Origin of the sequence: Ideonella sp. WA131b, assembly GCA_023657425.1 — a bacterium.
Classification (GTDB): Bacteria; Pseudomonadota; Gammaproteobacteria; order Burkholderiales; family Burkholderiaceae_C; genus Rubrivivax.
On record JAGTJW010000001.1, the window covers coordinates 304,791 to 328,800 of the forward strand.

Sequence of the window (24,010 nt, forward strand, 5' to 3'; positions counted from 1 at the left end):
TTTGCAGGCCTTCCACACCCCCGCGGCAACCCGCGTTGCCCGCCACCCCGCAGCCGCCATGGGCCACCTCAGCACCCACGTCCTCGACACCGCCCACGGCTGCCCGGCCGCCGGCATGGCCGTCACCCTGCAGCGCGTGGCCCCCGACGGCAGCGCCCACACCATCAAGCGCGTCGTCCTCAACGCCGACGGCCGCGCCGAAGGCAAGCTGCTGGAGGCCGACGCCATGGTCGCGGGCCGCTGGCGACTGCTGTTCGAGGTGGCGCCCTACTTTCGCGCGCGCGGCGTGTCGCTGCCGGAGCCGCCGTTCATCGACACCGTGCAGCTCGACTTCGGCATCGCCGACGTCGCTGCGCCCTACCACGTGCCACTGCTCGTGAGCCCCTGGAGCCACAGCACCTACCGCGGCTCGTGAAGACAGCCTGATGGACCTGACCTACTGGCTCGACTGGGCCAATCTGCTGCTGCGCTGGGCGCACGTGATCGTCGCCATCGCGTGGATCGGCTCGAGCTTCTACTTCGTCTTCCTCGACTCGAGCCTCGTCAAGCCCACCTCGCCCGAGCTCAACGCCCTGGGCGTGGACGGCGAGCTCTGGGCCGTGCACGGCGGCGGCTTCTACAACCCGCAGAAGTACCTCGTGGCGCCGAAGACGCTGCCCGAGCACCTGCACTGGTTCTTCTGGGAGAGCTACAGCACCTGGCTCACGGGTTTTGCGCTCTTCGCGGTGCTGTACCTGTTCAACGCCGAAACCTTTCTCATCGACCGCCAGGTCTTCGCCTGGGACGCACCCTGGCAGGCGGTCACGGCGGCACTGGCCTTCCTCGTCGTGTTCTGGCTGCTGTACGACGGCCTGTGCCGCTGGCTCGGCGAGAAGGCCGGCAAGGTCGGCGGCGACGTGAAGGTCGGCATCTCCGTCACGGTGTTCGTGGTGCTTGCCTCGTGGCTGGCTTGCCAGCTGTTCGCCGGCCGCGCGGCTTTTGTGCTGGTGGGGGCGATGCTGGCCACGGCGATGAGTGCCAACGTGTTCTTCTGGATCATCCCCGGCCAGAAGACGGTGATCGCCCAGATGAAGGCCGGCCAGCCGGTGCAGGCCATCCACGGCCAGCGTGCCAAGCAGCGCAGCGTGCACAACACCTACTTCACGCTGCCGGTCCTGATCGCGATGCTGTCCAACCACTATGGGTGGCTCTACCAGGGCGCATGGAACTGGGTGGTGCTGGTGGTGCTGATGCTGGCAGGCGCGCTCATCCGCCACAGCTTCGTGGCGCGGCACAAGGCGCTCGTCCACGGCAAGCGCGTGCCTTGGGAGTACGCCGGTGTCGGCACCGCGCTGCTGCTGGGCCTGGCGGTGGCGCTCAAGCCCGCGCCGCGCCCTGCCGCACCGGCGGCGGCCGCGCCGGCCACTTATGCCGAGCTGAAGGCCGTGCTCGAGCAACGTTGCGCGGTGTGCCACAACGCGGTGGTGGCGCAGAAGAACGTCGCACTGCACACGCCCGAGCTGGTGCAGCAGCACGCGCAGGCGATTTATCAGCAGAGCGTCGTGCTGCGGCTGATGCCGCAGAACAACGCCACGCAGATCACCGAAGAAGAGCGCGAGCTGATCCGACGCTGGTTCAGGGCCGGCGCGCCCGGGCCCTGAGGGCGATATCGGCCCCGGCCGCTCAGCCCGCAGACGCTGGCGGGGCGTCAGCCGGCTCGAGCAAGGCGCCGTAGCGCCGCACCTCGTGCTCGTAGGCGCTGATGGTGTGCTCGGAGATCGGTGCGTTCAGCAAGAAGGCCCGCGCCATCTCGGAGTGGCGCGCAAAGGCCTCGGACATGGTGGCGCGCTGGGCCTCGGGCAAGGCGGTGATCAGGGTCGTCACCACGGCGTCCAGCGCCAGCAGGCCGCCCTTGAGCTCGCAGATCTTCTCGGTCGCTTGCTGCAGGTTGTTCACCGCGGCTCCCGGGTGTGGCCCGTGAAAAAAGAAAAAGGCGCGCCGAAGCGCGCCCCGGTCGCCGCGGCCCCGAGGGGCCGGCAGCGGGATCGATCAGCTGACGACGCGGATGTTCGACGCTTGCGGGCCCTTCTGGCCCTGCGTCACTTCGTACTCGACGCGCTGGTTCTCAAGCAGGGTCTTGAAGCCCGTGCCCTGGATTTCCTTGAAGTGCGCGAACAGGTCCTTGCCGCCGCCATCGGGGGCGATGAAGCCGAAGCCCTTGCCCTCGTTGAACCACTTGACGGTGCCGGTTTCTTTGTTGGCCATGGGAGTTTCCTTTCGGTGTGAGGTTGAACCGCGCAACGGCACCCTTGCCGCACACGCGTACGGAAGCCGCCTAAACGCTACTCACCGATGGAAGAACTGGGCCTAGCACGACGGCGCTGGCGCCCGGGGGCTGCAGCGGCGTCGGTCAAACACAATAGAGCCGACGAACGAGAAGATCGGAGCGAATCCGCGCAGCGACTGTACCCCACATCGTGTCAGGCTGCGCTTGATCTTTCGTAAAGAACATCGGGGCAGCGTTCTTCGTTGCCAAGGCCGTCGGTGTAACCCACCGCGACGAATCCTTCGCCTTCGTAGAAGCGGCGCGCCCCGGTGTTGGCCTGGAAGCACCACAGGCGAACGGCGTGCGCGCCGGCGGCCTGCAGGTCTGACAGCATGCGGCGCAGCAAGCTTGTGCCGAGGCCCTGGCCTGTGTAACCGGGCTCGACGTACAACTGCTCGACCCAGCCCAAGCCGTTGTCCATGGCCTGCGCCCCCATGGCGCGCGGCTGTCCGTCCAGTTCGGCCAGGCAGACACCGCCACCCGGCACCAGCACCTGGGCCACCCAGGCGCGAACACTTTCGGGGGTCTGCGCCATGGGCGCGAAGGGCAAGTGCGCAGCGCGCGAGAGGATCAGGATATCGGCCACACGTGGCGCATCGGCTGGCGTGGCCGGTCGGAGAACCTCCCGCGAGATCATGCCAACGATTCTAGGAGCGTGGGCGGCAGAAATCCAGCCCCGCGCCGGGGCGGCCAAAGCCACTGGCGTAGGCGCGTCGCGCAGCGCGGGCTTGACGCCCGCGCCAGCGGCGCAACACCCGCCAGCGGCTTTGGCCGCCCCGGCCCTTCGGGTTGGGCCGACTTCGGGGCCCATGCGGCGTTGCCACGCTGGCCCGGGCGCACAGCCCGGGCTGCGCGCGGCGCCTGGCCTGGGCCCCGAAGTCGGCCCAACGCGGGGCTGGATTTCTGCCACCCACGCTCCTAGGAGCGTGGGTGGCGCGCGACGGGCTCGCGCTGGCCGTGTCCGCAGCACTTGGCGCCCACGCTCCTACGTGCTTCTGATGAGCCCTCTCTTGCTGGTTCTGGTGCAGGACGGCCCGATGTGGCTGCGTTCCGCCATGGCGGGACATGTGCCGACTTGAGCGGCGGAAGGAACTCCAAGGGGGTTCGCGGAGTCACCTGCCGGCTTTGTCGGCGCGGCCGGACAAGAAAGGCCGAGAGTGTTCGGGTTCATGGTGCAGCCGGCGGCGCAGGTTCGTCGCCCACGGCTCACCCGACCGGGTGGCCGCAAATCCGCCACCGGTGAGTGTTGGGTGGTGGCCGGAACTCCCAGTTCGCGGTCGACGCCGCCAGCAGCCGTTCGTTTCGGCGCGGTCAAGAAGACCGGTCTTCGAGGCGCTTACCTCGCCATCTTGACCCTTCAGCGACATTCGCAGACTGACAAAGCCATCGGCCGAGTCGCGCGCCACTCAGAATGCCGACGATGGACCGCCAGGTCACGAGGGAGCGCGCGACTCTTCGAGCATGGCCGTCGCCTCGGCAGACAGCAGAGCCAGGACCTTGCCGAAGACCTGGTAGTCGTCTTCACTGAGGCAATGCCTCAGCCGCGCCTGGCGGGCCTGTGAGCCCACGATGCCCCGCCGCAGCACTTCCACGCCGGAGGCTGTGACCGACAGCCTCTGGCGCCGACGGTCGGCCTGGTCGCTGTCCATCGCGATCAGGCCCTTGTCCACCAGTTCGTGGCTGGCCCGGCTGACCTGGCTGTGGTCCAGCCGCGTGGCTGTGGCCACCTGACCCGAGGTGGTCGGCCCCAAGCGGTTGAGCATCACCAGCACCCGCCACTGGCGGCTGGACAGATCCAGCTCCTGGCTGACCGAGCCTTCCACCACGCGCGCGAGCAGCTGCGACAGCACCGAGACCCGGAAGGTGATCAATTCCTGCGGTTCATGGCGGCGCAGCGCGGTGGCGCTGACTTGAGCGGCTTTTCTCTTTGTCATGTCAATACTTGCTGTAGCACATAAATCTCCATATGCTTGGCTCTGCGACGAAACAACACCCTGGAGACTCCCATGCATTCTGCGCTCCGCCGCGCCCTGCTTGCGACGGTCCTGTCCACCTTCTGGGCCACGTCGGCCCAGGCCGACACCTACCCCAGCAAACCCATCACCCTGGTGGTGACCCAGGGCCCGGGCTCGGGCAGCGACGTCATGGCGCGCCTGCTGGCCGGCTACCTTGGCCCGCTGCTGGGGCAGACGGTGGTGGTGGAGAACCGCGCCGGCGCCTCCGGCATCATCGGCCACCAGTCGGTGGCACGCGCCCCGGCGGACGGCTACACGCTGCTGTTCACGTCCACCGCCGGGCTGTTCGTGGTGCCGGTGATGAACCCGAACGCCCAGTACGGCCTGGCCGACTTCGTGCCCGTGGCACCCGTGATGCGCGCGCCCTTTGCGGTGCTGGTGGCCAACACGCCCACGGCGCCCAAGACCATGGCCGAACTGATGGCCGCGATCCGCAGCAAGCCGCAAAGCTATGCCTCGGCCGGCGTGAGCACCTTGACCCATCTGGGCACCGAGCTGGTGCTGCGCCGGGCCGGCTTGCAGGCGACTCACATACCCTACAAGGGCAGCGGCGCCGCGCTCACCGACCTGATGGGCGGCCAGGTGCTGTTCGCGACCGACTCCCTGACCGCCGCGATGACGCACATCAAGAGCGGCAGGCTGCGCGCCCTGGCCACCACCGACCTGGCGCGCGAGGGCTCGCTGCCCGATGTGCCGACGCTGGCTGAAGCGGGCTTGTCCGGCGTGCAGGTGGCCGCCATCGGTGGGCTGTTCGCACCCAAGGGCACACCCAAGGATGTGGTCGACAAGGTGTCCGCCGCCGCGGCCAAGGTGCTGGTCAACCCGGAAGTGGCGCAGCGCTTCGCCGCCGTCGAGACCGACCCGCTGAGGGTGACGGTCCCCGCCTTCAACGACCTGCTGCGCAGGGAAGCCGAGGTCTGGAGCCCGCTCGTGCGCCAACTGGGCCTGAAGACGGAATGAAGGCGGCACAAGAGCTGCCGGCAGCGCAGCTGCAGCCGGGCGCATGTGGCCCGCTGCAGGGTGTGCGGGTGGTCGACCTGTCGCGCCTGGTGGCCGGCAACATGCTGACGCTGCAACTGGGGGACTTCGGCGCCGATGTCATCAAGGTCGAGGCGGCCGGTTCCGGCGACACGCTGCGCGAGTGGCGCGAGTCGCATGCCGACTTCCCCGCAGGCTTTGACGGCTGGTGGCGCACCTATGCCCGCAACAAGCGCAGCCTGGCGCTGGACCTGCGCAACGCCGAAGCCATGGCCTGGCTGCGCCGCCTGATCGACACCGCGCAGGTGCTGGTGGAGAGCTTCCGCCCCGGCACGCTGGAGGCCATGGGTCTGGCGCCCGATGCGCTGGGGGTGTCCAACCCACGCCTGGTGGTGGTGCGGCTCTCAGGTTGGGGCCAGACGGGCCCGTATCGCGAGCTGCCGGGCTTCGGCAGCCTGATCGAAGGCTTCAGCGGCTATGCCCACAAGCACCGCGGCGCCGATGGCACGCCCCAACTGCCCAACCTGGCGATGGCCGACATGATCACGGGCCTGACCGGCGCCTTCGCGACCTTGGCCGCGCTGCGCGAAGTGGAGGTGCGCGGCGGCCGCGGTCAGGTGCTCGACCTGTCGCTGCTGGAACCCATGCTCGCCATCATGGGCCCGGATGTCAGCGCCTTTGCGGCCACGGGGGTGGATGCCGAGCCCGGCCGCAAGATTGCATCGCCGCGCGGCAGCTACCGCTGCAAGGACGGCCTGTGGGTGTCGATGAGCGGCTCCACCGACACCATGGCGCGACGCGTGTTCGAGGCCATCGGCCGCCCGGCGCTGATGGATGAGCCCCGCTTCAACACCAACGCCGCCCGACTGGCCCACGACCAGGAGCTGGACGCGATGGTCGCCGGTTTCATTGCCGGGCTTGACCAGGGCGAGTGCCTGGCGCTGTTCCGCCGCCACGGCGTGACGGTGGGCCCGATCTATGCGCCCCCGCAATTGCTGGCCGATGCCCACGTGGTCGAGCGCGGCGTCTACGTGCGCCTGGACAGCGGCGACGGCACCGAGCCCACGGTGATGCACCAGGTGACGCCGCGCCTGCAAGGCACGCCCGGCAGCATCCGCCGCGCCGCGCCCGCACGCGGCCAGCACACCCACGAGCTGCTGGCCGAGCTGGGCGCCACGTCTGCCGAGCGCGAGGCGCTGCAGCGCCAAGGAGCGATCGAGTGCAGCTGAAGTCCATCCGCTCGCTGCTGTTTCTGCCGGCCACCGCCGACCACCTGCTGGCCAAGGCCACCGAGCGGGGCGCCGATGCGCTGGTGGTGGACCTGGAAGACGCCATCCCCCCCGACCGCAAGGCCGAAGCCCGCCCGATGGCGCGCGCGGCGGTGGCGCAACTGGCGGCACGCGGCGCCCGGGTGGTGCTGCGCGTGAACAGCGAACCGGCCTTGTGGCAGCAAGACCTCCAGGGCATGCCGCTGCAGAGCCTGGCCGCCGTGATGTTGCCCAAGGTGGAGACCGTCGCGCAGCTGGAAGCCTTTGCGCAAGCACTGGCCGCCCACGCAGCCGCGGGCGGCGAGCAGGGCCACGCGCCACCGCCGATCGCGGCTTTGCTGGAAACGCCGCGTGGGGTGCTGGCGGCCGCTCAAGTCGCGGCCCACCCGGCGCTGTGCGCACTGGGCTTCGGCGCCGAGGACTACGCCGGTGCCCTGGGCGTGCCACCCGAGCCGGCTGCGCTGACCTGGCCTGCACAACAGGTGCTGACCTGCGCACACGCCCACGGCCTGGCCTGCTGGGGCCTGGCCGGCAGCATTGCGGTGGTGGATGACGTGGCGGGCTTCGAGCACACCGTGCGCGCCGGCCGCGCGATGGGCTTCACCGGTTCGGTCTGCATCCACCCGCGGCAGGTGCCCATCGTCAACCGCGGCTTCTCGCCCTCGGAGGCCGAGCGCACCTGGGCCGCGCGCGTCGTGGCCGCCGATGAAGCGGCACGCGCGGCGGGCCTGGGCGCGGTGCTGCTGGACGGCCGGATGATCGACCGGCCCATCGTTGAGCGTGCGCGCCGCTGGTTGGCATTCAACGAATGAGCTCAGCGCTTGCGGCTGCAGGCCATTGGGTGACCGTCTGGGCGGCGTCTGCACAAGGCGCCTACCCGGTGGGCTCCACGATCGCCCAGCCCGACTTGAGCAGGGCACTGCCAGACGCCACTCAAGGTCTGGTCAACCAGTCGTTTCGCATGGTGTTGCGGCCGGGCCTGTGGTCGGCGCGTTTCAGGCTGCGTCTGAGCAACCACTTTGGCGACCGACCGTTGCAGTTGCGCGGCATGAGCCTGGGTCTGCATCAGGGTGGCGGCGCTCTTGCGCCCGGCACCCGGGTCGAGTTGCCCGACCAGTCCCTGGCCGCCGGGGCGTGCGAATGGGTACCGGCCGTCGAGTGGACGGCGTTGCCGGCAACACCGCAACCGATGCTGGGCCGAAGCCTCGCCTTCAGTGCGTGGGTAGACGGTGCCAGCGGCCCGATCACCTGGCACGCCAAGGCGATGGCCACTTCGTACCTGTCTGCGCCAGGCGACCGACGGGCTGCGGGTTCCGACAGCGAGCTGGGCTTCCCGTACACGACCACGTCGACCTTCTTCGTCGACGCCCTGGACGCGTGGCTGCCGGCGGGTGTGCAGGCACTCGTCGCCTTGGGCGATTCGCTGACCGATGGCACCGCCACCACCCTCAACGGCCACGACCGCTGGACCGACGTGCTGCAGCGCGAACTGTGGGGCGCGGGGCGCCAGGATGTGGCCGTCGTCAACGCCGGCATTGGCGGCAACCAGGTGCGGGGTCCTGACGAAGCGGCAGGCCCCTGGCGCGGCGGCCCTGCGGCCATCGAGCGGCTGGAGCGCGACGTGCTGGCCCTGTCCGGCGTGGGCACCGTCTTCTGGCTGCAAGGGATCAACGATTTCAGCGACAACGGCCAGGCCGACGCCGTGACCGTGGCCCGGGCCATGGCCGGCGCCGTGAAGCACTTGCGAGCCAAGGGCCTGCGCGTCATTGGCGCGACACTGCCCAGCGCGCTGAACAGCACACGGCCCGGCCACGGCGGCGCACTGCAGGACAGCCGCCGGCAGGCCTTCAATGCCGAGGTGCGCCGGGGCGCGTTGTTCGATGAGTTCGCAGACCTGGACCGCGCACTGACCGACCCACACAGCGGTGCACTGCAGGCCGCGTTCAACGGCGACAGCACCACGGGCGAGCCAGGCGACGGCGTCCACCCCAACCGCGCGGGCCATGCCGCCATGGCCCGCTGCATCCTTGAAAGCTTGCGATGAACCCCCTTCCCAACCCATTCGACCCCCGTTTGCGCGACGACCTGGCGCCAACGAAAAAGCCCTGCTGCACTTCATGTCCGACTGCATGCATGGCCACGACATGGGCCTTGTCGACCGCTATGTGGCCGAGGACTACATCCAGCACACACCAGGCATCGGGCAAGGGCGCGATGGCTTGCGCCACTACCTGGAACAGGTGGCCTGGAAGCGCCCGGGCCGGCTGACATGGCGGCCTATCCATCTGTTCGCGTGCGGCGACTTTGTCATCCTGCACAAGCTCTTGCCGGCCACCGTGATCGCCGACTTCATGCGCTTCAACGCCCAGGGTCTGATGGCAGAGCATTGGGACGTGGTACAGCCCCTGCCGGAGCCTGACTACGATCCCATGCGGCTGTCTAGCGAGAACCTGTCCCGGTTCTCGGCGTTGTTCAAGATCACCTGAAAGCCGCTTCCATCGGCGTGATGGCCTCCCCAGATTCGACAAGGGGAGCGGCGGAACGTCAGCTTCTGGACCAGGAGCGGGCGTTCGCTCCAACCCCGCCCGGGCTGAGCCCGACACCGCGCAAGTGTCTCCAGCCGTGCCCACCGCCTGATCAACCCCGACGCAGCGCCCAGACCCCGGCGGCCAGCATCCAGACCGACAGCAGGCTCACCGCGGCGGCCACGGGAACGATGTCCGCTGCGCCGAACACAGGCAGCAGCAGGCCGGCGAGCAAGGCCGTGCTCGCCAGGCCCAGGCCCGCCAGCCAGCGCGGCATGCCGCCGCTGCGCAGCGCAGCCACACACAGCGTGCCCAGGGACAGCGCCATGAACAAGGCCACGCCCAGCACCTCGCCGATGCCGCCGCCGTAGGTCGTCACCGCGGTGAAGACGAGCTCGATCTGGCCGCGCGTGCTCGGGTCGGCGGCCGCGTGGGCCGCGGCCAGCGCGGGCATCACCGTCAGCCAGCGCAGGATGCCGATGGCGCGCGCCAGGGCGGAGAGCGCGCCGAACGCCGCCACGGTGGCCGCCACAGGGTGCTGCAGGCCGCCGAACACCTTGGCGGCCAGGCCGATCATCACCGGCGCCACCAGGATCGAATACAGCAGGTACACGCCATAGCCCAGCGTCACCATGCCAGCGTTGGCGTGGATCGCCGCGAGCTGCTCGGCGGCGGGCTTGTCCAACGAGGCCGGCCAGCCGATGGCTGCGCCCAGGATCACCACCGGGGCGAACGACAGCAGCGCATCGGCGATGAGCAGGGCGCCCAGGCCGCGCGTGGCGCCCTTGGTGCTGGCGGAGGTTTCGAGAGGGCGGCGCTCGGCCGCGTGGACGGGGTTGGTCATGGCTGGACTCCGGTTGCGTTGGCCAGGGGTTTTGAAGGGGTGGGGTGCAGAGTGCGCCGTACGGGCGTGGTGGCTCAGCGCGCGGTGGCGCCGACCGGCACCGTGGGCGGCGCGGGCTGCAGTGCAACAAGTGCAGCGCGCAGCGCCAGGTCGATCGGGGTGGCTGCGGGCAACAACAGGGTCTGCGGCGCGCTGCCGGCCAGGGCATGCGGCACGGTCCACAGGTAGGCCATCTCGGCCAGCTCGCGCCACATCGGCACCACCAGGCTGCCCAGGCGGATCACGCCCCACGGCATGCCGCCCTGCCTGAAGCCGCCGGGCGGGGCCAGGCCGAGCCCGGCCGCGGCGCGTTCGATGCCGGCGAGCAACTGCGCGCCGGTGAGCGTGTAACCGGCGAAGTGCAGGGTGGCGAAAGCCGGCAGGCCGTGCGTCTGTGCTGCGGCAACGAAGGCTCGGGCGAGGTCGGGAAGGTAGGCCCAGGCATGCGGCACGTCGAGCGGGCCAGGGTAGGCCAGCTTGCCCTGGGCCACCGACTTGGCAATGACCAGGTCGAACCAGCTGCCCGCACCGGAGCCGAAGAAGTCGCCCGCGCGCAGCACCGTGGCGCGCAGCGTGCCGGCGCCGCAGCGGCGCGCCATCTCGGCTTCGATGGCCACGCGGATGCGGCCTTTGCGGGTGTCGGCACGCTGCGGCGTGTCTTCGCACAGCAGCGCCGGCATCTGCGTGCCGAAGTTGTAGACGTTGCCCGGCAGCATGAAGCGCGCCCCCAGGCGCTGCGCCAAGTCCATGCCGGCGACGGCCATCGGCATCGCCTCCTGCGCCCAGCGGGTGTAGACCGGGTTCAGCGCGTAGACCACCACTTGCGCGCCAGCGGCCTGCGCGGCCAGCGCATCGGGCTCGTTCAGCTGGGCTTGCACCAGCCGCACGCCAGCAGGCATGCAGGCCGCGGCGTTGCGTCGCACCTGCGCCAGAACCTGCCAGCCAGCGGCGTCGAAAGCCTGCGCGGCGGCCAGGCCGAGGCGGCCGTTGGCGCCGAGGATGAGGACGCTAGGGCGTTGCGAGGTGTTCATGGGGGTTCTCCGGTGTGTGGAGTTCATGAACGCAACTCTGGACGCCCCTGACTTATTCGACAATCGCCGCAGACAGCAACACAGCTATACACCTTTGCATGCCTGAAGACAACCTCGAAGGTTTCGACTGGTCGCTGGCCAAGAGCTTCCTGGCGGTGCTCGACGCCGGCAGCCTGATGGGTGCCGCACGCCGCCTGCAGGCGCAGCAGCCCACGCTGTCGCGGCACATCGCCGAACTCGAGGCGCAGCTCGGCGTGCCGCTGTTCGAGCGTACCGGCCGTGGCGTCACGCCCACGGCCGCGGCCTTGGCCATCGCCGACGCCGCGCGGCAGATGCAGGACGGCGCGGGCGCGCTCGCCCGCAGCCTGGCCAAGAGCCGCGACGCGACCACGGGCACCGTGCGTGTCACCACCAGCCAGGTCGCCGCCATCTGGATGCTGCCGCCGCTGCTGGCGCAGCTGCAGCAGGCCGAGCCGGGCATCGACATCGAGTTGGTGGCATCGAACCAACTCACCAACCTGCTGCGCCGCGAAGCCGACATCGCCGTGCGCATGGTGCGACCGCAGCAGGGCTCGCTGGTCGCGCGCAAGCTGGCGGACATCCCGATCGTTGCCGCCGCGCACGAGAGCTACCTGGCGCGCGCCGGCACGCCGCGCCGGCCCGAAGACCTTCTTGGCCACCGCCTGATCGGCTACGACCGCGATGAGACCATCGTGCGCGGCTTCGCGGGCATGGGCCTGGCGCTGGCGCGCGAGCGCTTTGCGTTGCGCACCGACGACCAGGTGGCCTACGGCCGGCTCGTCGCCGCCGGTGCAGGTATCGGCTTCGTGGCGCGCTACAACATCGACCACTGGCCCGGCGTGCTGCAGGTGCTGCCGCAACTGCCGATCCCGCCACTGCCCTGCTGGCTGGCGGTGCACCGAGAGATTCGCGGCAACCGGCTGGTGCGGCGGGTGTACGACTTTCTCGCCGAGGCCATCCCTGCGGCGGTGGCTGGCCCGACAGGCGGCTGAGCGCGTTAGCCCCTGCCGCGCCGTGCTTGCCGTTCCTGCCACGCAGCGGGCTTGCGGCTCAAGTTAGGCGCCAAACGGCCGAAGCGACGTGGAGGCCCGCCCGCGGACGGACGGCGCAGACGGAGCACCGATGGCAACGGAACTGCAGTGGACCTATGAACGAGACGAGTGCTGGGGCCCGGACGGCGAACCCCTGCTGAGTGCCCTGTTGCAGGGCGAGCAACTGCAGCTGAGGGTGCGCAACTCGCGCCGCTTCGGGGTGGAGGTGGTGGTCGGGGCGGCCGGCAGCGCCGACCTGCACGGCGGCACCGAAGGCCCCGTGCTCAAGGTGAGTTTCGACGACCGGGCGCTGCAGCCGCTGCCCGCACGGGTGCAGGACAGCCGGCGGCTGGCCTTCGTGGCCGACGTGCGCGGCATGGTGGCCGAGCTGAACTGCACCAACCGCCTGCGCCTGCACGCCCGGGCCGAGGGCGGCGGCGTGTGGCTGCAGCTGGACGCGACGATCGACGACCTTCGGCTGGACCGTCTGGTGGAACCGGACAGCCAGGTGCTGCTGGTCTATCCCCGGCCCGACCGCCCGGCTGCCGTGCGGCGTTCTGCGCAGGCCGTGCCTGCCCCCACGCACGCGGCTGCACCGCAGTCGGGCCCGTCGGCGGTGGCCGATCTGGTCAACGCCGTGGCGCCGCTGGCGGGCCTGGTCATCGGTGCCAAGCTCGGCCGGTCGATGTTCGGGCCTGGTCGCAGTGATTGACGCGCCTGCCCGCGACGCCGGCCCGACGCAGGCACCGCCCTCGCCCGTGGATGTGCCCCCAGGCGAGCCCGCTGCCACGGTGCCGCACCCGTCGTTCGCCCAGTGGCGAGCCTTGGCGCGGCTGTGCCGCACGGCCGAGGCCGCCGAGCCCGGCATCGGCCGGCTGCTCAGGCCCCAGGCACCGCAGTGCGCGCAGGCCCTGCGCCGCGCCCGCGCCGCCTGGCGGCAGCGGCGCAGCGATCCGCTGGCCACGAACCGGGCGCCGCCGTGGCGCGCCCTGGTGGCCCTGGCCGCGGCGGCGCAGGGCCTCGAACAGCGCTTGCGCGCCCGCCCGGCCGGCTTCTTTGCGCCGGCCGGCAGCGCCATCGGCCAGGGCCTGCTGCTGCAGATGCCGGTGATGAAGGCCTGGCTGCAGACGGGCTTCCAGCAGGCGGCGGCGGTGCCCCGCGACGCGCCCCGGGACGAGGCGCTGGCCCGGGCCGGCGAAGCGGTGGTGGGCCAGTGCCTGGTGCTGTGCGGCGCCGTGGACGGCTTCGAGCGGCGCAACCACCTGGTGCAGCTGCTCGGCGACCATGGGCACCGCGAGCCGCTGCTGCGCCTGGTGCGGCGCGCCGGCCGTGACTGGCTGCCCAAGGGCTGGGCCGAGCGCTGGGAGCAGATCACCGGTGTCGGCCAGGACAAGGCGGCCATCGAAGCCCTGCAGGCCGCGATGGCCCAGGCCGCGCCCGCGCTCGACCGCTGGGCGCAGCCGCCCACACCGCCCACACCGGCTGCACCATCACCCGCTCCGCTGGTGGCCGTGCCCGCTGCGGCATCCGGCGTGTCAGGGCGCTGGCCGGCTTCGGGTGCCGCCGGCATGCCCATGATCCTGCGGGCGCGGCACCTGCCCGGGCGCGTGCTGTGGGGGGCCGGTGCCGCGGCCGTGCTGGCGCTGGCCACCAGCCTGGTGCTGCATCTGCGTGCCGGCAACGGCGCCACCGATGCGTTGTGGGTGGTCTTCCACGAGGACGGCGGGAAGACGATGTCCATCGATCCGGAGAGCATCCGCCGCGACGGCCGCCAGCTCACCTACCGCGTGGGTGTGGTCTGGCTGCGCGAACGGCGGTCGTCGGTGGCCGTCTTCACCACCGATTGCGTCACCCGCGAGCGCCGGCTGGAGACCGTGCAGCACTACAGCGGCACCCGCTACGACACCGCCACGCGGTACGAGGTGCGGGGCACACCGGCCGGTGCCTGGCCGCCCACCGGGGTGGACGTGGCGCTGCTGCGGGCGGCCTGCGCGCAGCCTTGACGCGCCGGCAGGCCGGCGCCGCTGGCCCGGGGCAGCCGCTTTGCCAACATGCCGCCGCGTGCAACGCGGCAGTGCCTACCTGGGCTGGAACTCCGACACGCCCATGCGCCACAGCATGAAGGACCAAATGTCCACGGTCTGTTGCTGCTGCTGCGCACGGCTGGCCCCGCCACCGTGACCCAGCTGGTAGTCCAGCCGCATCAGCACGGGGCCGCCGGTGCTGGCCGTGGCCAGGCGGTTGGCGTACTTGGTGCTCTGCCACACCGACACGCGCGTGTCGTTGACACCGTGCACCAGCATCACGGCCGGGTAGCGCGTGCCCGGCTTGATGTGGTGGTAGGCCGCCATGGCCAGCAGGGCGCGGAACCCGGCCTCGTCCTTCACGCTGCCGAACTCTGGAATGTTGGCCAGCCCATTGGGGTCGAGTTCCGTGCGCACCATGTCCATCACCGGCACGCTGGGCACGGCTGCGGCGAAGAGGTCGGGCCGTTCGTTGAGGGCCATGCCCACGAAGATGCCGCCGGCACTGCCACCGAAGATGGCCAGGCGGCTGGGCGATGTGAACTTCTGCGCCACCAGCCACTGCGCCACGTCGATGCCGTCGCGCCAGGTGTTGGGCTTGTTGGCCTTCTGACCCGCCTGGTGCCATTCGGTGCCAAACGCGCCACCGCCGCGCACGTGGGCGTAGGCGTACACGCCACCGCGTTCCAGCCAGGCCAGCAAGCGTGGGTTGAAGCCCGGGTTCTCGGTGATGCCGTAGGAGCCGTAGCCGAACAGGACGGTCGGGTTGCTGCCATCCAGCACCAGATCGCGCCGGCTGATGATGGACACCGGCACCTGGGTGCCGTCGCGCGCCGTCACCATCACTTCGCGCACCTGCACGTTGTCGGGCGCGTCGAAGGCGCCCGGCCGCACCAGCGCCAGCGGCCTGGGGGCCGCGCCTGGCGTGTAGGCAAAGCGCTGTGTGGCGCGCGTCCAGCCGGCCACGCTGAACAGCAGGCCGTCCTGCGCCGGATCGGCGTTCAGCACGCCGACCGAGCCCTCGAAGGGCAGCGGCACCGGCTGCGGCTGCGGGCTGGCATGGGGCAGCCGCATCAGCTGCATGACCGGGCCCCGGCGCTTGACCACGTAAGCCGCATCGCGTGCGCCGGCCACGCCCACCAGCACCTCGTCACTGGCGGGCAGCAACACCTCGGCACGCGACAGGTCGGGCGCATTCACGGGCATGCGCAGCAGGCGGTGGCGCGGCGCGCCTTGGGCCGACATGGCGTAGATCCAACCGCCGGCCACCGCGAAGTCGCGCACCTGGTCGGCGGCGTCGAACACCTTGCGCCACTGCGCGCGACCTTCGGTAGCCGCCTTCAGATCGCCCAGGTAAAGCACCCGGTTGCGGTCCACGCCCAGCGACACCGACAGCGCCGCCAGCCCGGTGCCGGGAATTTCTGACACCGTGCCGCTGGCAAACAGCGGCAGCTTGAGATCGGCATTGCGCAGCGGGCTGAACACCGGCTGTGCCTGGCGCGAGGCCAGCGAGAAGAAGTGCGTGCTGCGGTCGCCGAACTTCTCGGTGTCGGGCAGCGTGGTGTAGCCCTCGCGCAGGCGGCTGAAGAAAAAGCCGCTGCCGTCACGCAGCCACACCGGGCTGCCAAAGCGGATGCGGTCGATCGGCGGCGCCACGTCTTGCCCCGTCGCCACGTCCATCAGGTGCAGTTCGCCGATCTCGCTGCCGCCCACCTGCAGGGTGTAGGCCAACATGCGGCCGTCGTGCGAGGGGGCGTAGTCCAGGATGGCCAGCGGCTGGCCGGCGCGTTTGCCGCGTGCCTCGGCATCCACCAGCACACGGTCGGGGCCTTCCGCGCCTTCGCGCATCACCCCCGAGTTCGACACCAAAAGCCGAGTTCGAGCGATTTTCTCGCCCCGGCGCCAATGTAATCAACAAGTTAGCGCTGCAGCGCCAGTTTTTCTGTAGTGGCACGGTATGAATGCGGGTGTGTTGGCATGCAACAGGGAGGTAGCTACACTCTCGCCATGTTCATCAAGCTCACCCGGTCCGGCGAACGCACCTACGCGCAACTGGTCGAGTCGTTCCGCGATGAACACGGCAAGCCGCGCCAGCGCACGGTAGCCACTCTGGGCCGCATCGACGAGCGCGGCGGTCAGGTCGACTCGCTTCTGGATGGCCTGTTGCGAGCCAAGGGGCGCCCAGTTGCCACGGGCGGCGACCTCCAGGTGCGCTTCGAGTCGGCCCTGTGCCTGGGCGATGTCTGGGCCCTCGATGCGCTGTGGCATGAGCTGGGCTTCAATGCCCTGGGGGCGGTGTTCCGGCGCGCCCGCTTCACCACCGCCGTCGAGCAGGCGATCCGGGTGATGGCCTTCAACCGGCTTAGCGATCCGGAGTCCAAGCTGGGTGTGCTGCGCTGGCTGCAGACGGTGAGCATGCCGGGCATCGACGTGGCCAAGCTGAGCCACCAGCATCTGCTGCGCAGCATGGATGCGCTGATGGACCACCAGCAGGCCGTGGATGACTGCGTGGCGCAGCTGCTGCGGCCGCTCATCGACGAAGACCTCTCGGTGGTCTTCTACGACCTGACGACCATCCGCGCCGAGGGCCACAGCCAGCAAGACGGCGACGTGCGGCACTTCGGCATGTCCAAGGAAGGCGTCATCGCCCGCCAGTTCATGCTGGGCGTGGTGCAGACGGCCGACGGTATGCCGATCTACCACGAGGTCTTCGACGGCAATACGGCCGAGGCGCCGACGCTGGAGCCCACGCTCAAGAAGGTGCTGGCGCGCTACCCGCACATCCGCCGCCTGGTCGTGGTGGCCGACCGCGGGCTGCTCTCGCTGGACAACATCGAGGCGCTGACCAAGCTCCACGTGGCGGGGGATCGGCCACTGGAATTCATCCTGGCGGTGCCAGGGCGGCGCTATGGGGAGTTCGTCGATCTCTTGGCGCCGATGAGTGCACGCATGGCCCAGGCCACCGACGAAGTCGTCGAGGAGGCGCAGTGGCAGGGCCACCGACTGGTGGTCGCCCACAACCCCGTGCGTGCGACGGAGCAGACCCAGGAGCGGCTGGCGAGGATCCACGCATTGGAAGAGCGCGCAGCGCAATGGGCCAGCAAGCTCGATGCGCAGGACGCCGGCCAGGTACACCGCGGCCGCAAGCTCTCGGATTCCGGCGCCAAGGCGCGTTTGTTCCACGAGGTCAGCGACGCGCATCTGGCGCGCATCATCCGGGTCGATCTGAAGTCCGACCTGTTCGCCTACGAGATCGACGATGCCGCGCTGGCCCGGGCGCAGCTAATGGACGGCAAGCTGATGCTGATCACCAATGTCCGCGACATGACCGCGAACGAGGTGGTGCGCCGCTACAAGTCGCTGGCCGACATCGAACGCGGCTTCAAGGTGCTGAAGTCGGAGATCGAGATCGCGCCGGTCTTCCACCGGCTGCCCGAGCGCATCAGGGCCCATGCGAGCATCTGCTTCATGGCCTTGATCCTGTACCGCGTGATGCGCCAGCGCCTGAAGCTCGCCGGCAGCGAGTTGTCGCCGGAGGCAGCCTTGGCGGACTTGCGTCGCATCCAGCGGCACACGGTCACCATTGACCGCAGCGCCCCTATCCACGGCGTCTCCACCGTTCAACCACGCCAGGCCGCAGCCCTGGCCGCGCTCAACGTCAAGAAGCCGACCATCGACGCCCAGATGCCGCTGCTGTAGTGGCATTTTCCAAGGCCTGGCCTATATGGATCAAGCACTTACAGCGGTTAGTGTCGAACTCGGGATCACCAGCTTGAACTGGTTCTCGCCGGGGTCGCGCCGCGTGAAGAACAGGCGGCCGTTGTCGGTGCGACGCACCGCACTCAGCTGGCCGGGTGCCGCGGCATCGATGGCACGCACGCGCTCCAGCAGCGCGCCGCGGCCCGGCAGCTGCGCCAGGATCTGCTCGCTGGCTGTGGCCTGGCCCTTCATCCATTCGGCCACCACGGGGTCGTTCACGTTCTCGGTGTAGCGCCAGGGATCGTCCACCCGAACGCCAAAGAAGGTGTCGGTCTGCGGCCGCGGCGGCAGCGGGCCTGGCAGGTTCACCCCAGCGATGGTGCGTGGGCCGGCCGGGGGTGCCTGTGTGGCGCAAGCAGCCAGCAGGCTGGCCACGCAAAGCACAGAGCTGGCGAGTACGAGTCGTTGCATGGGGTGCGGCAGCGTGATGACAGATGACGAACCGAATGTAAGCCCGAGAACCCGGCATCGACCACGCGCTGTGGCTTCCGCTGCGGTACCTTGAGGTGCGGCCGGCGACATGGTGCGCCTGGTGCCGGTGGCAGCGCTGAACGCCGGGCCCAAGGACGGCTTCCTCACGAGGAACGCTTCGGCATCCCCGGAAACTGTCCAGGATCTCGCCATGAGTCCCCAAACCAAGAGTTTCGCCTTGCCCGAGTCGATGCGGAAGTGCATCGACAACCGGGTCGCCACTGGCAACCACGGCAACACCAGCGAGCACATCCGCGACTTGGTGCGCCGGGATCAGGAAGAGCAGGCCAAGAAGCCGCTTCGGGATCTCATCGAAGAAGGGCTGGCATCCGGGCCGGGCCGTCGTCGCAGCAAGGCGGACGGGAAGGAACTGCTGGCGATCGCTCGCGGCAAGATCGATCGAAGCCGGCGGTTCTGCGCCCGCGGACGCTCGGAAAGCTCCTCGCTGTTCCAGGGCTTCGGACCTGGCGGGTCTCGAAGTCTCCGCTGCTCTGGTGCCTTTTCGAAATCAGGGAGTACCTGATGTGGTCCGGCTGCTGGGCGAGCGGCAGGACATCGTCGCGATCTTGGGCGTCGAGTTCGCTTCGAACTGACATCACGGGTCGACGACAACCAGCCGCTCTGACCATTGGGTTCCAGACGAAACGACGAGGAGCCCTTCGACTTCGCGGAGTGCTTTTTCGGGCGAAGCCGAATAGAGCTATTGCGATCCCCGCTGGATTGGAGACTCAGACTGCTCTGCCTCGGGTCGCTTAAGCACCATGACAATCAGCGCATCGTTGGTCAGCGAAGTGTCTGATAACGGCGGGAAGATTCGGTCTCCACTCCGGCTCAGTCGGACGGGCGTAGCCTTGTTGTTGTCTATCAGTGTCGCCGACTGAGCCGGTTGCCTCAGTCGAAAGCTATTCACGATCTTGGGGGACTCGCAAACGCCGCCTGCTGCTGCAAAAGCTGCTCTCACTGCGAGTGACACGTCCGCGCGTTCCATGGCCCATGTTGCTTCGCACGAAGCACGCAGGTCCCCCAGTCGCAACCTGTCAGGAGCAAGATTTCGCGTCCGAACCACCGCTCGGATGAGTATCTGGGTTGCCTTTTGGTTCGTCGTGATGACCGCTGTCTCTGGATTACTGATCGTGAGTTCAGGGATCAGGAATCTGTCTTCACTGGTCAGCGGTATCGAAATGGACTCATCTTCAACAGCCAAAGACAGGCGGGTAGGTGGAAGCCCCTTGGCCAGCTGAATGACCTCAAAGAACAAGTCGGCGTTGGGGGCCTTGTCGCTATGCTGGGCAAACGCTCGCTTTGCCAAAAGTAACCTTGCGTAGCTGAGGCTGTAAGCTGACCTGATTCCTTGAATGATCACGGTCTCGGGTGCGGCAGCATTCTCAATTGAAGGCGAGGGTGCAGATGCAGCAGAGCCAGCGGCCTGTGTCTCGCCATAAGCGGGTTGCATAAGTGACGACAGCAGTGCCGCAGCCATGAGTTTTGTCGCTACTCTCATGATCACGCAAAAGAGGCCGCGAGCCGCCACAAGCCTGCCCGGTTAGGCCGATCACGCGGCTGGGCGGGTGGCGTCACGGATTCGGGTTGCTAGTTGAGCGTCACACCCATGCCTGCCGTGTTCTTGCTGCGGGTGACCACGTTCGAACCGGGTCCGATCGTTGTGTTGGTGTTGCAGAAATCCGTCTTGGAAACCTTGTAGGTTGCACAGACCGGCTGAGGTTCTTGCAGCGTGGCAATCAGCAGATGGCCGCCCTTCGGAACCTCATACACGGTCTCGAAGTCTTGGCCGACGAGAAAGAAGCAGGTGCCACTTGAGGAGTCTTGGCACTTCAACTCAACGTGGTCGGGACGGTCACTGGGAGAAACCTTGGACACGACTGAGTCAAGGCAACCACTGAGCAGCACGGTCGTGAACATCAGTGACATCGCAGGAAGTCTTTGGCCTGGTTTCATGATGTGGAGATTGCTGTTGATGTGAGCGTGAGCACGCTGCGTCTACCGATGGCTTGGCTGGTAAGCCTAACGATCAAGAGGGAATTCCCTGTCCCGATCCAGCCTCAGTGCAGCGAGCGGCAACGAGTGGCACGTTGGGGATGTGACTCTCATCAACTCACGCGGAAGGGGTCGTCAGGGCCATCGTATTCGTTGGGGTTGATCTCGCCAAGAACGTTTTCGCGGTGCACGGGGTGAACGTGCCGGTCTGCGGGCTGGCACCGCCGCCGCCGAGCCCAGGCGACGGCTGCGTCCACGTCGGCCTCGGTCAGGTTCAGCTCCGCCAGCATGCGGCCTTGTGGCACCGGGCAGCGTGCGTCAGCCCGCGCCTCGTGCAGCCCGTCGGCCGGGACGACGTTCTGTCGCCACAGGGCCCGTGGGCCGATGCGCTGCGGCTACATTCCGGCGGCCCTGCGGGGAGGAGCTTTCTCTTGACCTTCACACCGAACACCAGGCCCCCCACCCCAGCCGGCTGGCTGCGCCAGCGCTGGCAGCGCCACCCGCGGCTGCGCTGGCTGGCCGCCTTGCTGCTGGCCGGCGCAGGCTTTGCCGGCTGGCGCCTTCTGAACCCACCCGCACCCCCACCCCCGCCGCCCACGGGCCTGGTGCAGCGGGCCGACATCACCCAGCTCGTGCAGGCCGCCGGCGTGCTGAAGGCCAAGACCCGGGTGGACGTGGGCGCCCAGGTCAGCGGCCAGATCCAGACCCTGCACGTGCAGCTGGGCCAGCGGGTGAAGAAGGGCGAACTGCTGGTGAGCCTGGACCCCGAGCTGGCGCGCAGCGACGTGGCACGCGCCGAGGCCGCGCTGCTGCAGCAGAAGGCGCTGATCGACTCCCGCCAGGTCGACCTGGGCACCGCCGGCCGCGAACGCGAGCGCCAGCGCCGGTTGCTGGCCGGCGACGCCACCGCGGCGCTGGAGGCCGAGCGCGCCGAGAGCGAGTACGCCAAGCTCGAAGCCGAGTTGCGCGGCCAGGCCGCCGTGCTCAGCCGCCTGCAGGCTGATCTGGCCCAGGCTCAGCTCCGCCTGGGCTACACGCGCATCACCGCGCCGATGGACGGCACCGTGGTCAGTCTGCCGGTGCAGGTGGGGCAGACGGTGATTGCGGTGCAGATCACCCCCGTGATGCTGACGCTGGCCGACCTGGACACCATCACCGTGCACACCAAGGTGCCCGAGGCCGACATCCAGAGCATCCGCGTTGGCCAGGTGGCGCGCTTTTCCACGCTCGCTGGCGAAGGCCAGCGCTACGAAGGCCGGCTGCGCGTGATCCAGCCCGTGCCGGAGCGCTCGGGCAATGCCGTCTTCTACAACGTGCTGTTCGAGGTGGACAACCGTGAACGCCAGCTCTACTCAGACATGACGGTGCAGGTGGACGTGGAAACCGGCAGCGTGAAGAACGCGCTGGCCATGCCCATGGTGGCCCTGGGCGACCGCGGCAAGGACGGCCGCTTCCGCGTGATGGTGCTCGAGCCCGGAAAGACCGAGAAGGACCGGCGCCAGGTGGCCCGCTTCGTGCGCACCGGCCTGCAGGACGGCGCCCGTGTGCAGGTGCTGGATGGGCTGAAGGAGGGCGAGACCGTGGTCACCGCGCCGCCCACGGAGGCCCAGGCCGCAGCGGCTGATGCCGCCTCGGCCGCCTCGGCCGCCGCCAGCAGCCCGCGCTGAGAGCGAGCCGCGGATGGCGCTGATCGAACTGCACGGCGTGAGCCGGCGTTACGCGCTGGGCGAGATCGAGGTGCGCGCGCTCGACGGCATCACGCTGGCCATCGAGGCCGGCGAGTTCGTGGCCATCATGGGCCAGTCGGGTTCGGGCAAGAGCACGCTGATGAACGTGTTGGGTTGTCTGGACAACCCCACCGAGGGCCGCTTCCTCATCGACGGGCAAGACGCCGGCCAGCTGGGCCCCGACGAACTCGCCGCCCTTCGCCGCGAACGTTTCGGCTTCATCTTCCAGCGCTACCACCTGCTGCCCCACCTGGACGCGCGCGGCAATGCCGCCCTGCCGGCGGTGTATGCCGGCGTGGGCGCCGGCCCCCGCGCTGCACGCGCGCAGGCGCTGCTGGAGCGCCTGGGCCTGGGCGAGCGGCTGCACCACAAGCCCAACGAGCTCTCGGGCGGCCAGCAGCAACGCGTGTCCATCGCGCGGGCGCTGATGAACGGCGGGCAGATCATCCTGGCCGACGAGCCCACCGGCGCGCTCGATTCCGCCAGCGGCGCCGAGATGCTGCGGCTGCTGAAAGAGCTGAACGCGGCCGGCCACACCATCATCCTTGTCACGCACGATCCCACGGTGGCCGCGCACGCGCAGCGCATCATCGAGCTGCGTGACGGCCATGTGGTCAAGGACGACGGCACGCCGGCCGGCCACCCTGCGCCCGGGCAGCGGCCCGCGTCGGCCACGCCGGCAGAGCCCGCCCCGCCACCCACGCCCGGCGGCTGGCTGCGCCGGCTGCAGGTGCAATGGCGCGAGGCCCTGGCCACGGCCTGGCTGTCGCTGCAGGGCAACCGGCTGCGCACCTTCCTGTCGATGCTGGGCATCAGCATCGGCATTGCCTCGGTGGTGAGCATCGTGGCGCTGACGAGCGCGGCACGCACCACCTTCGAAGGCGAGTTCCAGGGCGTGATGAGCGGCAAGATCTGGGTCTGGGTCGGCAACAACAGCCTGCCGCCCGGCGCCCAACCGCCCGCGTTCCGGCTGAGCGAGCTGGACGCGCTGCGCAGCCTGCCCGGCGTGGCCAGCGTCCAGGGCGAAAGGCAGCTCAACGCGCAACTGCGCCAGGGCGCGCGCGACAGCCGCCTGCAGGTGCGCGGCGCCGACAGCGACACGCTCATCGAACGCAAGCTGAAGGTGGACAACGGCCGCTTCTTCAGCCCCTACGAGCTGAGTGTGGGCGCGCAGGTGGTGGTGCTGGACGAACAGTCGCGCCAGGCGCTGTTCAAGGCCAGCGAGTCACCGATCGGCAAGACCGTGCTCATCAGCAGCAGCGGGCTGGAGGGCAGCGGTGACAGCGCCATGCCGCCTGCGCCGCTGCCCTTCACCGTGATCGGCACCGTGAAGGCCGACTCGCAGCTGGGCTTCGACTTCGGCAACGGCAGGGCCTATGTGCCCGAGCGCACCTTCATCCAGCGCCTGGATGCCCGACCCTCGGTAGACGCTTTCAGCGTGCAGATGGACTTCACGCAGCCGCCCGACGAGGTGCTGCGCCACATCAAGCACCGCCTGGTGGCGCTGCGCGGCGCCGAGAACTTCTCCAGCTGGAGCGGCGACAGCGAGTTCCGCAAGATGCAGAACTTCAGCGCCGGTTTCGCCGCGCTGTTTGCCGGCGTGGGCGCCATTGCGCTGCTGGTGGGCGGCGTGGGGGTGATGAACATCATGCTGGTGTCGGTGAGCGAGCGCACGCGCGAGATCGGCATCCGCATGGCGGTGGGGGCACGCCAGGGCGATGTGCGGCTGCAGTTCCTGATCGAAGCGGTGGTGCTGTGCTGCCTGGGCGGGCTGGTGGGCGTGGCCTTCAGCTGGCTGGGCGCACAGGCCTTGAACGCGGCTCAAGACAAGCTGTTCGTCAGCGTGAGCTGGGCCGCGCTGGGCGTGGCCTTTGCCGTCAGCAGCGCGGTGGGCCTGGTCTTCGGCACCGTGCCGGCGCGCCGCGCCGCCGCGCTGAGCCCGGTGGATGCGCTGGCGCGCGAATGAGCACAGGAGAG

At 69.3% G+C, this 24,010-nt stretch carries 25 protein-coding genes; 14 read left to right on the forward strand and 11 right to left on the reverse strand.

Annotation, left to right across the window (positions count from 1 at the left end; all coding sequences use genetic code 11):
• The first annotated feature begins 58 nt into the window (after positions 1-58).
• Both uraH and KA711_01510 read left to right on the forward strand, forming a co-directional pair.
• Positions 59-415: a hydroxyisourate hydrolase gene (gene uraH, locus KA711_01505; protein MCM0607661.1), complete on the forward strand. Its 357-nt coding sequence runs from the start codon at positions 59-61 to the stop codon at positions 413-415.
• A 10-nt stretch (positions 416-425) separates the two neighbouring features.
• Complete coding sequence (locus KA711_01510) at positions 426-1,640, forward strand: urate hydroxylase PuuD (protein MCM0607662.1); 1,215 nt, start codon at positions 426-428, stop codon at positions 1,638-1,640.
• Positions 1,641-1,662: 22 nt separating this feature from the next.
• On the opposite strand, the gene KA711_01515 is transcribed toward KA711_01510, so the two are convergent.
• From KA711_01515 to KA711_01530, 4 genes are all read right to left on the reverse strand, one after another.
• Positions 1,663-1,935 (reverse strand): hypothetical protein, encoded by a 273-nt coding sequence (locus tag KA711_01515; GenBank protein MCM0607663.1) that lies wholly within the window; start codon positions 1,933-1,935, stop codon positions 1,663-1,665.
• A gap of 93 nt (positions 1,936-2,028) precedes the next feature.
• On the reverse strand, positions 2,029-2,244 hold the full coding sequence (locus KA711_01520; protein ID MCM0607664.1) for a cold-shock protein: 216 nt from the start codon (positions 2,242-2,244) through the stop codon (positions 2,029-2,031).
• 215 nt (positions 2,245-2,459) lie between these two features.
• Positions 2,460-2,942, reverse strand: coding sequence for a GNAT family N-acetyltransferase (locus KA711_01525; GenBank protein MCM0607665.1), 483 nt, complete (start codon positions 2,940-2,942; stop codon positions 2,460-2,462).
• Between the two features lie 796 nt (positions 2,943-3,738).
• Positions 3,739-4,239 (reverse strand): MarR family transcriptional regulator, encoded by a 501-nt coding sequence (locus KA711_01530; GenBank protein ID MCM0607666.1) that lies wholly within the window; start codon positions 4,237-4,239, stop codon positions 3,739-3,741.
• A 72-nt stretch (positions 4,240-4,311) separates the two neighbouring features.
• Here KA711_01530 and KA711_01535 point away from each other — a divergent pair, with 72 nt between their 5' ends.
• The 5 genes from KA711_01535 (at position 4,312) to KA711_01555 (ending at position 9,052) form a co-directional block, all read left to right on the forward strand.
• A complete protein-coding gene (locus KA711_01535; GenBank protein MCM0607667.1) occupies positions 4,312-5,280 on the forward strand; it encodes a tripartite tricarboxylate transporter substrate binding protein in 969 nt (322 codons plus the stop codon).
• On the forward strand, positions 5,277-6,527 hold the full coding sequence (locus tag KA711_01540) for a CoA transferase (GenBank protein MCM0607668.1): 1,251 nt from the start codon (positions 5,277-5,279) through the stop codon (positions 6,525-6,527). The genes KA711_01535 and KA711_01540 overlap by 4 nt, the downstream gene beginning before the upstream one ends.
• Positions 6,518-7,378 carry a CoA ester lyase gene (locus KA711_01545; protein ID MCM0607669.1) on the forward strand — a complete coding sequence of 287 codons (861 nt, stop codon included), beginning with the start codon at positions 6,518-6,520 and terminating at the stop codon, positions 7,376-7,378. The genes KA711_01540 and KA711_01545 overlap by 10 nt, the downstream gene beginning before the upstream one ends.
• Positions 7,375-8,610: a hypothetical protein gene (locus KA711_01550; GenBank protein MCM0607670.1), complete on the forward strand. Its 1,236-nt coding sequence runs from the start codon at positions 7,375-7,377 to the stop codon at positions 8,608-8,610. The genes KA711_01545 and KA711_01550 overlap by 4 nt, the downstream gene beginning before the upstream one ends.
• Positions 8,611-8,683: 73 nt before the next feature.
• Complete coding sequence (locus KA711_01555) at positions 8,684-9,052, forward strand: nuclear transport factor 2 family protein (GenBank protein ID MCM0607671.1); 369 nt, start codon at positions 8,684-8,686, stop codon at positions 9,050-9,052.
• A 151-nt stretch (positions 9,053-9,203) separates the two neighbouring features.
• Here the strand turns inward: KA711_01555 and KA711_01560 are convergent, their stop codons facing one another.
• Both KA711_01560 and KA711_01565 read right to left on the reverse strand, forming a co-directional pair.
• The gene (locus KA711_01560; protein MCM0607672.1) at positions 9,204-9,935 is read right to left on the reverse strand and encodes a DUF4386 domain-containing protein; all 732 of its coding nucleotides are present in this window, start codon (positions 9,933-9,935) and stop codon (positions 9,204-9,206) included.
• Between the two features lie 74 nt (positions 9,936-10,009).
• Positions 10,010-11,005, reverse strand: a complete 996-nt coding sequence (locus tag KA711_01565) for an NmrA family NAD(P)-binding protein (protein MCM0607673.1) — start codon at positions 11,003-11,005, stop codon at positions 10,010-10,012.
• Positions 11,006-11,103: 98 nt separating this feature from the next.
• Here KA711_01565 and KA711_01570 point away from each other — a divergent pair, with 98 nt between their 5' ends.
• The 3 genes from KA711_01570 (at position 11,104) to KA711_01580 (ending at position 14,060) form a co-directional block, all read left to right on the forward strand.
• A complete protein-coding gene (locus KA711_01570) occupies positions 11,104-12,018 on the forward strand; it encodes a LysR family transcriptional regulator (protein ID MCM0607674.1) in 915 nt (304 codons plus the stop codon).
• Positions 12,019-12,148: 130 nt separating this feature from the next.
• Entirely contained in the window at positions 12,149-12,769 is a 621-nt protein-coding gene (locus tag KA711_01575; GenBank protein ID MCM0607675.1) for a hypothetical protein, read from the forward strand.
• A 46-nt stretch (positions 12,770-12,815) separates the two neighbouring features.
• Positions 12,816-14,060, forward strand: a complete 1,245-nt coding sequence (locus KA711_01580; GenBank protein ID MCM0607676.1) for a hypothetical protein — start codon at positions 12,816-12,818, stop codon at positions 14,058-14,060.
• A 75-nt stretch (positions 14,061-14,135) separates the two neighbouring features.
• Here KA711_01580 and KA711_01585 read toward each other — a convergent pair whose 3' ends face one another.
• A complete protein-coding gene (locus KA711_01585) occupies positions 14,136-15,929 on the reverse strand; it encodes a prolyl oligopeptidase family serine peptidase (protein ID MCM0607677.1) in 1,794 nt (597 codons plus the stop codon).
• A 159-nt stretch (positions 15,930-16,088) separates the two neighbouring features.
• Here KA711_01585 and KA711_01590 point away from each other — a divergent pair, with 159 nt between their 5' ends.
• A complete protein-coding gene (locus tag KA711_01590; GenBank protein ID MCM0607678.1) occupies positions 16,089-17,780 on the forward strand; it encodes an IS1634 family transposase in 1,692 nt (563 codons plus the stop codon).
• A 30-nt stretch (positions 17,781-17,810) separates the two neighbouring features.
• Here KA711_01590 and KA711_01595 read toward each other — a convergent pair whose 3' ends face one another.
• Positions 17,811-18,149 (reverse strand): hypothetical protein, encoded by a 339-nt coding sequence (locus KA711_01595; protein MCM0607679.1) that lies wholly within the window; start codon positions 18,147-18,149, stop codon positions 17,811-17,813.
• Positions 18,150-18,462: 313 nt separating this feature from the next.
• Here KA711_01595 and KA711_01600 point away from each other — a divergent pair, with 313 nt between their 5' ends.
• Positions 18,463-18,834: a type II toxin-antitoxin system ParD family antitoxin gene (locus KA711_01600; protein ID MCM0607680.1), complete on the forward strand. Its 372-nt coding sequence runs from the start codon at positions 18,463-18,465 to the stop codon at positions 18,832-18,834.
• A 177-nt stretch (positions 18,835-19,011) separates the two neighbouring features.
• Here KA711_01600 and KA711_01605 read toward each other — a convergent pair whose 3' ends face one another.
• The 3 genes from KA711_01605 to KA711_01615 form a co-directional block, all read right to left on the reverse strand.
• Positions 19,012-19,791 (reverse strand): hypothetical protein, encoded by a 780-nt coding sequence (locus KA711_01605; GenBank protein MCM0607681.1) that lies wholly within the window; start codon positions 19,789-19,791, stop codon positions 19,012-19,014.
• A 110-nt stretch (positions 19,792-19,901) separates the two neighbouring features.
• Positions 19,902-20,240 carry a hypothetical protein gene (locus KA711_01610; protein ID MCM0607682.1) on the reverse strand — a complete coding sequence of 113 codons (339 nt, stop codon included), beginning with the start codon at positions 20,238-20,240 and terminating at the stop codon, positions 19,902-19,904.
• Positions 20,241-20,419: 179 nt separating this feature from the next.
• Complete coding sequence (locus KA711_01615; protein MCM0607683.1) at positions 20,420-20,596, reverse strand: hypothetical protein; 177 nt, start codon at positions 20,594-20,596, stop codon at positions 20,420-20,422.
• A 141-nt stretch (positions 20,597-20,737) separates the two neighbouring features.
• Here KA711_01615 and KA711_01620 point away from each other — a divergent pair, with 141 nt between their 5' ends.
• Together KA711_01620 and KA711_01625 are read left to right on the forward strand one after the other, a co-directional pair.
• Positions 20,738-21,973 (forward strand): efflux RND transporter periplasmic adaptor subunit, encoded by a 1,236-nt coding sequence (locus KA711_01620; protein ID MCM0607684.1) that lies wholly within the window; start codon positions 20,738-20,740, stop codon positions 21,971-21,973.
• A 13-nt stretch (positions 21,974-21,986) separates the two neighbouring features.
• On the forward strand, positions 21,987-23,999 hold the full coding sequence (locus KA711_01625) for an ATP-binding cassette domain-containing protein (protein MCM0607685.1): 2,013 nt from the start codon (positions 21,987-21,989) through the stop codon (positions 23,997-23,999).
• The last annotated feature ends 11 nt before the right edge of the window (positions 24,000-24,010 follow it).